Here is a 9,752-nt window from a genome sequence, read left to right on the forward strand (position 1 = left end):
GTCTCGCCGGTGTCGCCGGACGCCGGGCGGTCGGCGTCGTAGGCGGGCAGGATCATCGTCCCGGAGTCCTGGCCCGGGCCGGTGGGCGCGGGGCGGTCCTGGCTGCTCGGCGGCACCGGGGTCGTCGCGGCCGAGGTGGCGGCACTCCCGGAGACCGCGGTGCGGGGCGTCGCCGCGGTCGGCTCCTCCGTCGTCGACGCGTCCGGCGTCGTCGCGGTCGTGGGGTTCCGCGTCACAGCCCCCGCACCGACCGAGCCGGTCACGACCGGCGCCTGCGCATCGACGACGCCCGTGCCGTCCGTCGCGCCTGCGGCGGCCGCGCCGACCTCCGCGCCGGACGCCGGTGCGACCGGCACCGCGTCCGGTGTCCCGGCCGCCGCCGCACCGGAGCCCGCGCCCGAACCCGCGCCCGACGCCGCCGCGGCCGCCAGCGGCACCGCGTCCGTCCCCGGTGCGGGCACCACGTCGACCCGCCGGCCGCCGGAGGAGCGCCCGGCGCCGCCCTCGGCGTCCTGCCGGGCCTCGGCGGCGTGCTCCTCGCGCTCGGCGATGACGTCCTCCCCCGGCCCGGCGAACGACCCGGCGCGCTGCATGGCCTCGACGCTGCCGGTGAACAGCCGGGCGTCGAGCTGCCCGGTCTCGGTCGGCGGCTCGACGATCGCGTGCGCGCCGGTGCGGGGCCGCCGGGACTGGGCGGGCGCGGGTGCGGCCTCGACGGCCGGCAGCGGGGTGCCCTTCGTCGTCTCGATGCGGGTGCGCGGCAGGCCCTGGGGTGCGCTGCGCTGAAGGTAGGACACGAGGCCCTCGCGCAGGTAGCAGCGCAGGTCGAACAGCGTGGGCGCGTCGACGGCGCTCGCGAGGGCACGGAGCCGGACGACGCCGTTCACCGCGTCGGTGACCTGGAGGATGCCGACGCGGTGGTCCCAGAGGTCGGTGTCGGCGAGCAGCCGGTTGAGCTCGGCGCGCAGCTCGTCCACCGGCACCTGCCAGTCGACGTCGATCTCGACGGTGCCGAGCAGCTCGGCGGCGCGGCGGGTCCAGTTCTCGAACGGCGTCTGCGTGAAGTAGGTGGACGGCAGGATGAGCCGCCGGTCGTCCCAGATGTGCACGACCACGTAGGTGAGGGTGATCTCCTCGATCCGGCCCCACTCCTCCTCGACGATGACGACGTCGTCGACGCGGATGCCGTCGGTGAACGCGATCTGCAGGCCGGCGAACACGTTCGCGAGGGAGCTCTGCGCCGCGAGGCCGGCCACGACGGACAGCAGGCCGGCGGACGCCAGCAGGCTCGCACCGAACGCGGAGACGCCCGGGAACGTGAGCAGCACCGCGGCGATGCCGACGATCGCGAGGACGGCGACCGTGATGCGGCGCAGGAGCTGCACCTGGGTGCGGACCCGGCGGGCGTGCCGGTTGTCCTTGACGTCGACCCGGTAGCGCTGCAGCGCGAGGTCCTCGACCACGAACGCGAGCGTCCCGACGAGCCAGGTGGCGGCGGCGATGAGCGCGATGAGCAGCACGTGTCCGATCGCCCGCATCCACGCCGTCTCCCAGTCGACGTCGGACACGGAGATCGCCAGGGCGACCCACACGGCGATGACGATGAGCACCGCCCGCAGGGGTCGCTTGGACCGCCGTGCCAGGTCGGCGGCGAGGACGGACTTCTTCGCGGCGGTGCGGACGACGGCGCCGATGAGCACCGCGACCAGGAGGGCGACGACGACGGCGCCGGCCACCCAGAGCACGGGGACGAGCACGTCGCGGGCGGTGTCGACGGCCTCCTCGGTCGTCGCGGCCGGCACGGAGGACTGCGTTGCTGCACGGATCACGCGTGCCATCGAACACGCCCGGCCACGCGGTCACCACCCGGAGCCGGGCGTTCCGCCGACCCTGCGCACGACCTGCACACCGCACCGCGCACGGCGCGGCGCACCGCCACGCGCACGGCGCCACGCACCGCCGCGCGCACGGCGCCACGCACCGCCGCGCGCACGGCGCCGCGCACCGCAGCCGCCACGGCACCCGCGCCGCCCCCGCTCAGGTGGTGAGCGCGATGGCGATCAGCAGCATCGTGACCAGGAACCCGACGACGAGGTTCAGCCAGAGGAACGTCCGCCACCCGGCGTTGGCCCGCTCGCAGTCCTCGTCGCGCACGGACCAGAACCGCGCCGTGCTGGCGGCGTAGACGAGCGGCAGCACCGCGGCGAGCCACCCCGGCCACGGCAGGACCAGCAGCACGGCGGCGGCCAGGACGTACGCGACGGTCGCGAGCACCACGGTCGCGTGCGCGCCGAGCACGGTCGCCACCGAGCCGATCCCACCCTCGCGGTCGGCCCGCACGTCCTGCACGGCGCCGAACGCGTGCGACGCCATCCCCCACAGCACGAACGCGACGAGCACCGGCCACACGGACCGGGACCCGAGGTCGGCCCCGACGAGCACGAGCGCGTAGAGCAGCGGCCCGACGAAGTGCATGGCCGACGTGGCCGAGTCGAGGACGGGCCGCTCCTTGAACCGCAGCACCGGGGCGGAGTACGCGACGACCAGGAACACCACGAGCAGCAGCGTCAGCCCGGCGGCGAGCGACCCGACGGCGAGCAGGTAGCCGAGGAACGGCAGCACGGACAGCGCGCTCGCCCACAGGATGCGCCGGTGCACGACCCGCGCGACGGCGGGATCCGCGAGCGCCCCCTCGATGCCGCCCTTGCGGGGGTTGCGCAGGTCGGAGGCGTAGTCGAAGACGTCGTTCACGCCGTACATCAGCAGGTTGTACGGGATCAGGAAGAACAGCGTCCCGATCACGAACGTGAGGTCGACCCGGCCCTCGGTCGCCAGCAGGTAGCCGGCGGCGAACGGGTAGGCGGTGTTGATCCACGAGAACGGCCGGGAGGCCGCGAGCACCTGCCTCACGCGGTGCCCTCCGGGGTCCCGACGGGCCCGGCGGGCGCCCCGGGCGCAGCGGGCGCAGCCGCTCCCCGCCCGGCGGACCGCCGCTCGAGCACGGTCCACAGCACCGGCATCGCCACCGCGGCGACGACGGCGTAGAAGAAGTCCTCCAGCGGAGCCCCCCACAGGTAGACCCCGAGGATCTTGTCGGGGTCGAAGACGTACAGGTCGGCAGCGATCATCAGGGTGTCGAACACCATGGTGAGCACGCACAGCACGAGCGCCGCCCCGACCACCGGGCCGGGGCGCATCCCGCGCAGCACGCGCCAGGACACGACCAGGACGGCGGCGAGCACGAGGACGTTCAGCACGATGTTCGTCACCGGACCGCCTCCCCCGCCGTGCGGGTCCGGCGCGCCGCGAGCGCCCGGTCGATCCCCCGCCACGCGAGCAGGGCGTTGTAGCAGAGCAGCGTGAGGAACACCGCCTCCTCGACCGGGAGGTCCGGGGCCAGCAGCAGGCCCGTCATGTGCGGGCTCTCGCCCCGCGCGAAGATCCCGAGCAGCAGGCCGGCGACGTCCCAGAGCAGGAAGCCGACGACGCCGATCCCGACGCACAGCGCGGCGCGGCGCGGGGCGTCCCAGAACGCGAGGCGCCACCGGCGGTCGATCAGGGCGAGACCCCCCAGCGCGAGCAGCAGCGCACCGAGGTAGGCGAACCGGATCACCGCGCCCCCGCCGGCACGGCGTCGTCGTCGGGCACCCCGCGGGCGGCCACGGCCTCGTCGGCCGCAGCCCGCGCCGCACCCCGCGCCGCGCCGCCGCCGTGCTCGACCCACGCGCCGCGACGCCGCGCGGCGTCGAGGTACCCGGGACGCAGCGGCGTCGGCAGCGGGCTGGGCGAGGTCTCGCCGAGCAGTCGCTTCGCGACGAGCTCCGCGCTGATCAGGCACATGGGCAGGCCGACGCCGGGCACGGTGCCGCCGCCGACGTGCAGCAGGTTCGGCACCCGCGGCGACCGGTCGGCGGGGCGGAACATCGCGCTCTGCCGGAGCGTGTGCTCCATGCCGAGGGCGGTGCCGCGCCACGCGGAGAAGTCCCGCGCGAAGTCGGCGGGGCCGACGACCTTGCGGGTGACGACGCGGGCGCGCAGGTCGGGGACGCCGGCCCAGCGCCCGACCTGGTCGAGGTACCGGTCGGCGTAGGAGTCGAGCTCCGCCGCACCCGCGGGGCCGGCGCCGATCGACGCGTCGGCCGGGAACGGGACCAGCACGAACAGGTTCTCGTGGCCCTCGGGCGCGGCGGACGGGTCGGTGGCCGTGGTACGCGAGACGTACAGCGAGGCGGCGTCGGGGACGCGGAGGTCCTCGGGGCGCGACGACCGCCCCGCGCCGAGGATCGCGTCGAAGTTGCCGGGCCAGTCGCGGGTGAAGAACAGCGAGTGGTGCGCCAGCTCGGGCAGCTCGCCGCGCACGCCCGCCATGACGAGCAGCGCCGAGATCCCGGGGCCGCGGTCCGCCCACCACGACTCGGGCAGCGTGCGGTGCTCGGGGGCGAGCAGCGCGGTCTCGGTGTGGAACAGGTCCGCGCCGGACACGACGACGTCGGCGGGCACGACCTCGCCGGACGCGAGCCGCACGCCGCGCGCGACGCCGGTGCGCCGCGGGTGCCGGGCCGACCGCCCGGCGCCGTCCACCTCGACCGCCACGACCTCCGCGCCGGTCCGGATCGTCACGCCCTGCGCCACCGCGAGCCGCTCGATCGCCTCGATGATCGTGTACATGCCGCCGCGCGGGTACCGGACGCCGTCGACGAGGTCGAGGTGGCTCATCAGCGAGTACAGCGCGGGCACCCGGTACGGCGAGGAGCCGAGGAACACCGCGTGGTAGCCGAGCACCTGGCGCAGCACGGGGTGGTCGGTGGTGGCGGCGACCTTGTCGGCCAGCGTGCGGGTGAGCAGCGAGGCCAGCGTGCCGGAGCGCCGGGCGACGTCGCCGGTGATCGCGCGGTCGGGGCGCTCGAAGGTCGTGTAGAGGAAGTGGTCGAGCGCGGTCCGGTACGCGTCGGTGGACTCCGCGGTGTACCGGCGGAACGCCTCGCCCGCGCCGGGCTCCATCGCCTCGAAGGTCGCCCAGTTCGCCTCGGGGTCCCCGACGACGTCGAACGGCTCGGACGCCGCCCCGGGTCCGCGCGCGGGGTCGGGCTCCGGGAACAGCCGGTAGGCCGGGTCGAGCCGCACGAGGTCGACGTGGTCCTCGACCCGCTCGCCGAGCAGCGCGAAGAAGTGGTCGAACACCTCCGGCATGAAGTACCAGGACGGCCCGGTGTCGAACCGGAACCCGCCGGACTCCCAGGTGCCGGTGCGGCCACCGACCCGGTCGTGCCGCTCCAGCAGCGTGACGTCCGCGCCGCCCCGCGCGAGCAGGGCCGCGGTCGCGAGGCCGCCGATCCCGCCGCCGACCACGACCACCCGACCCGTCACGCCGCACCTCCGTCGTCTCGTCCGTCCCGGGCGTCGCCGCCCGCGTCACCCCGCCCGGCCCGCGACCGCGCCGCGTCCGCCGCCTCGCCGGCCAGCGTCCGCGCGAGCACCGCCACCTTGCGCGGCGTGCTCACCCGCACCCGGGTGGCGAGCACCCGCTCCGGCGGGGTCGCCGCCAGGTCGGCGAGCAGGGTGTCGTACAGCGCCAGCGTCGCCGACACGGCCGCGCGCGCCCGCCGGGGCAGCCGCGGGAGCGCCGCGCGGGCCCGGGCCAGGTCGGCGCCGATCTCGTCGAGGATCGCGGCGAGCTGCCCGTCCGTCGGCCCCTCGGGCCCCACGCCGGGGAAGTAGCAGCGGCCGAGCTCGCCGGAGTCGGCGCCCAGGTCGCGCAGGAAGTTGATCTTCTGGAACGCGGCGCCGAGCGCCCGCGCGCCGTCCACGGTCGGGGCGTCGGGCCGGCGCACCGGCTCCCCCGGCGCCCGGTCGGCGTTGAGGAACACCTGCAGGCACATCAGCCCGACGACCTCCGCGGACCCGTACACGTACCGCAGGTACGACTCGCGGTCGTGCACCCGCACGGTCAGGTCGGCACGCATCGAGGCGAAGAACGGGTCGACCTCGGCCGCCCCGATGCCGGTGCGGCGCGCGGTGCGGGCGAACGCGTGCACCACGAGGTTGGTCGAGTAGCCGGACGCCATCGCCCGGGCGGTCTGCGCCTCGAGCTCGTCGAGCAGCGCCGCGGCGTCGTCGCCGCCACGGGTGTCCACCACCTCGTCGGCGATCCGGACCAGGGCGTAGACGGCCTCGATGTCGCGGCGGGCGCGCGGGCCGAGCAGCCGGGTGCCGAGCCCGAACGAGGTGGAGTAGCCGGCCAGCACGGCGCGGCTCGCCCGGGCGGCGGTGCGGTCGTACAGCGCGGCCGACGCGACCCGGACCGGGAGCCGGGTCGCGGTCACCCGGTCACCCCGGCGGTGGCGTCCACCAGGTCGACCAGGTAGCGGGCCAGCGGCTCGGGCAGCCCCTCGGCGGCGGTCGTGCGCGCGGTCCGCACGGCGTCGGCGCGGACCAGCCGGGCCTCGGCGAGCGCCCCGGACACCTCCATCACGTCCCGCACCCGCGCGGCGTCCGCCTCGGTGAGGTCGGGCCGGCCCACGGTGGCGTCCAGCACCGCGCGCTGGGCGTCGTCGGCGCGGAGGTAGGCGAGCCGCAGCAGCTCGGTCCGCTTGCCCTCGCGCAGGTCCGACAGCACGGACTTCCCGGTGGTGCCGGGATCGCCGAACACGCCGAGCTCGTCGTCGAGCAGCTGGAACGCGACGCCGAACGCCGTGCCGAACCGGTCGAGCACGCCGAGCACGCCGTCGTCGGCGCCCGCCAGGACCGCGCCCGCGGCCAGGGGGGTGCAGCAGGAGTAGACGGAGGTCTTGAGCTCGGCCACGCGCAGCGCGTCCACCGAGGTCGGGCCGTGCAGCGCGCCGGTCACGTCGAGCAGCTCGCCCGCCACGGTCATGTCGACGGCCCGCGCGAGCGACCGGACGACGCGCAGCGCGGTCGCGGGCGGGACGGGGGCGGAGGCGACGAGGTCGAACGCGGCCGCGATGGCGAGGTCGCCGCCGAGCAGACCCGCGGCGAGCACGGGGTCGTCGGCCGCGGGGCCCTCGACGCCGCGGGCCGCGAGGCGCCGGCGGACGGTGCCGGTGACGTTCGGGCGGCCCCGGCGGGTGTCGTCGTGGTCGAGGACGTCGTCGTGCACGAGCATCGCGGTGTGCAGGACCTCCTGCGCCGCGGCGACCGGGGCGACTGCTGCGAGGTCGGTGCCGCCCAGCCCGAGGTAGGCCGCGACCGTCAGCCGCGGCCGCATCAGCCGGCCGCCGCCGATCTGCTCGCCGACCGCGCGCCACAGGGCGGCGTGCTCGGCGGCCAGCTCGCGGGCGCGGGCCCGCCGGGCGGCGGCGTCGTCGACCAGCAGCAGCCGGACCACGGTGACGGCGTCCTCGACGCGGGCGGCGAGGCCGGTGTCCTCCGGGACGGGCGTCGCCGGGACGGTCGTCGTCGCGGTCGACGCGTGCGGACGGCCGCCCGTGCGGGCGCGCGCCGGGGCGTCGGCAACCAGACCGCCGACCCCCTCCGCTCGGGTGCGGGCACTGCGCACGCGTCCTCCCCAGGGCTCGAGTGGATGCTCAGCATACTGAGCATCTCGCGCGCCGCCACCGGAGCGCCGGCCACGGCGCCGGGCCGCCGCGGCCGCTCACCGGCGGCCTTGGTGCACTCTGCCTCATCGGGAGCCGTTCCACGACCCCCCGGGCCCGCGCGCGCCGCGACGCGCGCATGCGAGGACGCCGGCCCAGGAACCCCTCATCGAACACAAACCACCGGATCCGCGCAGAAAGCACCAGCCGGACGCGCTAGGGTGGCGGCATGACGTGGCTGGTCACCGGAGGCGCTGGGTACATCGGCTCGCACGTGGTGCGGGCGTTCGGGCAGGTCGGGATCGGGGCCGTGGTCCTCGACGACCTGTCCTCGGGGCACCGGGGGTTCGTGCCCGACGACGTGCCGTTCGTGCAGGGCTCGATCCTCGACACCGACCTGGTCACCGCGGCGCTCCGCGAGCACGAGGTCACCGGCGTCGTGCACCTCGCGGGGTTCAAGTACGCCGGCGTCTCGGTGCAGCGCCCGCTGCACACCTACGAGCAGAACGTCACCGGCACCGCGCGGCTGCTCGAGGCGATGGCCGCCGCGGACGTCCGGCGGATCGTGTTCTCGTCGAGCGCCGCCGTCTACGGCACGCCCGACGTCGACCTGGTCACCGAGGACACCCCCACCGCCCCCGAGTCGCCCTACGGCGAGTCCAAGCTGATCGGCGAGTGGCTGCTCCGCGACCAGGGCCGGGCGACCGAGCTCGCGCACACCTCGCTGCGGTACTTCAACGTCGTCGGCTCGGGCACCCCGGAGCTGTACGACACCAGCCCGCACAACCTGTTCCCCCTGGTGCTCGACGCGCTGGCCGAGGGCCGCACCCCACGGATCAACGGCGACGACTACGCCACCCCCGACGGGACCTGCGTGCGGGACTACGTGCACGTCGCCGACCTGGCCACCTCGCACGTGGCCGCGGCCCGCGCGCTCGCCGAGGGCCGCGAGCTGCAGCGGGTCTACAACCTGGGCTCCGGGGACGGCGTCTCCGTCCGGGAGATCATGACCGCGATGGCGCAGGGCACCGGCATCGCGTTCGAGCCCGAGGTCGCCCCCAGGCGCCCGGGCGACCCGGCGCGTATCGTCGCGTCCGGCGAGGCCGCGGCCCGGGACCTCGACTGGGTCATGCGGCACACGCTGACCGAGATGGTCGCCAGCGCCTGGGAGGCGCGGCAGGCCCACTGAGGCCCCCGAGACGACCCGGGTCGGAGCGCCCCCTGCGCCGGCCCGGGTCCTCGCGCTCCCGGACCCGAGGCCAGGCCCGGGGGAGTCGGCGGTGCGTCACCGCCCCAGGCGGGACAGCCCCTCGGTGAGCACGTCCTCGGACCCGGCGTAGATGCCCTCGGCGCGCGGCCAGTGCACGACCACGTCGGTGAACCCGAGGTCCGCCGCGCGCTCGACGCCCTCGACCAGCGTCGCGGCCGACTCCAGCGAGAACACCGGCGCCCCGTCGAGGTTGAGGTACAGGTCGGGCACCCGGCCCTCCGGCGCCAGCCGCCCGGCGATCTCCCGCAGCTGGTCCACCTGCTCGGCGAGCCCGGCCCACCACGCCTCCTGCGCCGCGGCCGGGCTCGCGGGCTGCTCGTCGGGCGCGAACACCGGACCGTAGGTGGCCCAGCCCTGCCCGTACCGGGCGGCCAGCGCCATCGTCCGCGGACCGCCGGCCGCGACGACGAACGGGGTCCGCGGCCGGACGATCGTGCCGGGGTGCATCCGCGCGCCGTGCGCCTCGTAGAACGTGCCCTCGTGGTCGGTCACGGGGTGGGTGAGCAGCCGGTCCAGCAGCTCGACGAACTCCTCGAACCGCCGGGTGCGCTCGCCGCGGGTCGGGGCCGGGCCCAGCACGCCGGCGTCGAAGCCCTCGCCGCCCGCGCCGAGCCCGAGCAGGAACCGGCCGCCCGCGATGTCGTCCAGCCCCATCACGTCCTTGGCGAACGGCACCGGGTGCCGGAAGTTCGGCGACGCCACCCAGGTGCCCAGCCGGATCCGCTCGGTGACGGCGGCCGCGGCGGCCAGCAGCGGCACCGTGGCGAACCACGGCTCGTCGGCGAGCGTCCGCCACGCGAGGTGGTCGTACGTCCAGGCGTGGTCGAAACCGAGCTCCTCCGCACGGCGCCAGGTGTGCCGGGCGTCCGCCCAGCGCTGCTGGGGCAGGAGCACCACGCCGAGGCGCGGGCGGGCGGGGCGGGCGGAGG

At 76.3% G+C, this 9,752-nt stretch carries 9 protein-coding genes; 1 reads left to right on the top strand and 8 read right to left on the bottom strand.

The annotated features are described in order from the left end of the window. The 7 genes from G6556_RS13875 to G6556_RS13905 form a co-directional block, all read right to left on the bottom strand. Window positions 1-1,829, bottom strand: a 1,829-nt coding sequence (locus G6556_RS13875; protein WP_346774903.1) for a mechanosensitive ion channel domain-containing protein, incomplete at its 3' end; no start/stop codon positions are given. A 208-nt stretch (window positions 1,830-2,037) separates the two neighbouring features. Further along, window positions 2,038-2,910, bottom strand: a complete 873-nt coding sequence (locus G6556_RS13880; protein WP_166942473.1) for a prenyltransferase — start codon at window positions 2,908-2,910, stop codon at window positions 2,038-2,040. Next, the gene (locus G6556_RS13885; RefSeq protein WP_166942476.1) at window positions 2,907-3,269 is read right to left on the bottom strand and encodes a lycopene cyclase domain-containing protein; all 363 of its coding nucleotides are present in this window, start codon (window positions 3,267-3,269) and stop codon (window positions 2,907-2,909) included. The genes G6556_RS13880 and G6556_RS13885 overlap by 4 nt, the downstream gene beginning before the upstream one ends. Further along, entirely contained in the window at window positions 3,266-3,613 is a 348-nt protein-coding gene (locus tag G6556_RS13890) for a lycopene cyclase domain-containing protein (RefSeq protein WP_346774904.1), read from the bottom strand. The genes G6556_RS13885 and G6556_RS13890 overlap by 4 nt, the downstream gene beginning before the upstream one ends. Then, on the bottom strand, window positions 3,610-5,367 hold the full coding sequence (gene crtI, locus G6556_RS13895; RefSeq protein ID WP_166942479.1) for a phytoene desaturase family protein: 1,758 nt from the start codon (window positions 5,365-5,367) through the stop codon (window positions 3,610-3,612). Before crtI ends, G6556_RS13890 begins: the two co-directional genes overlap by 4 nt. Beyond that, window positions 5,364-6,323 carry a squalene/phytoene synthase family protein gene (locus G6556_RS13900; RefSeq protein ID WP_166942482.1) on the bottom strand — a complete coding sequence of 320 codons (960 nt, stop codon included), beginning with the start codon at window positions 6,321-6,323 and terminating at the stop codon, window positions 5,364-5,366. The genes crtI and G6556_RS13900 overlap by 4 nt, the downstream gene beginning before the upstream one ends. Beyond that, window positions 6,320-7,516, bottom strand: coding sequence for a polyprenyl synthetase family protein (locus G6556_RS13905; RefSeq protein ID WP_166942485.1), 1,197 nt, complete (start codon window positions 7,514-7,516; stop codon window positions 6,320-6,322). Before G6556_RS13905 ends, G6556_RS13900 begins: the two co-directional genes overlap by 4 nt. A gap of 266 nt (window positions 7,517-7,782) precedes the next feature. Here G6556_RS13905 and galE point away from each other — a divergent pair, with 266 nt between their 5' ends. Continuing rightward, window positions 7,783-8,742, top strand: coding sequence for a UDP-glucose 4-epimerase GalE (gene galE, locus G6556_RS13910; RefSeq protein ID WP_166942488.1), 960 nt, complete (start codon window positions 7,783-7,785; stop codon window positions 8,740-8,742). 96 nt (window positions 8,743-8,838) lie between these two features. On the opposite strand, the gene G6556_RS13915 is transcribed toward galE, so the two are convergent. After that, a complete protein-coding gene (locus tag G6556_RS13915) occupies window positions 8,839-9,720 on the bottom strand; it encodes an LLM class flavin-dependent oxidoreductase (RefSeq protein ID WP_166942491.1) in 882 nt (293 codons plus the stop codon). Window positions 9,721-9,752: the final 32 nt, after the last annotated feature.

It is taken from the genome of Cellulomonas sp. IC4_254, from assembly GCF_011603975.1.
Lineage (GTDB): Bacteria > Actinomycetota > Actinomycetes > Actinomycetales > Cellulomonadaceae > Cellulomonas.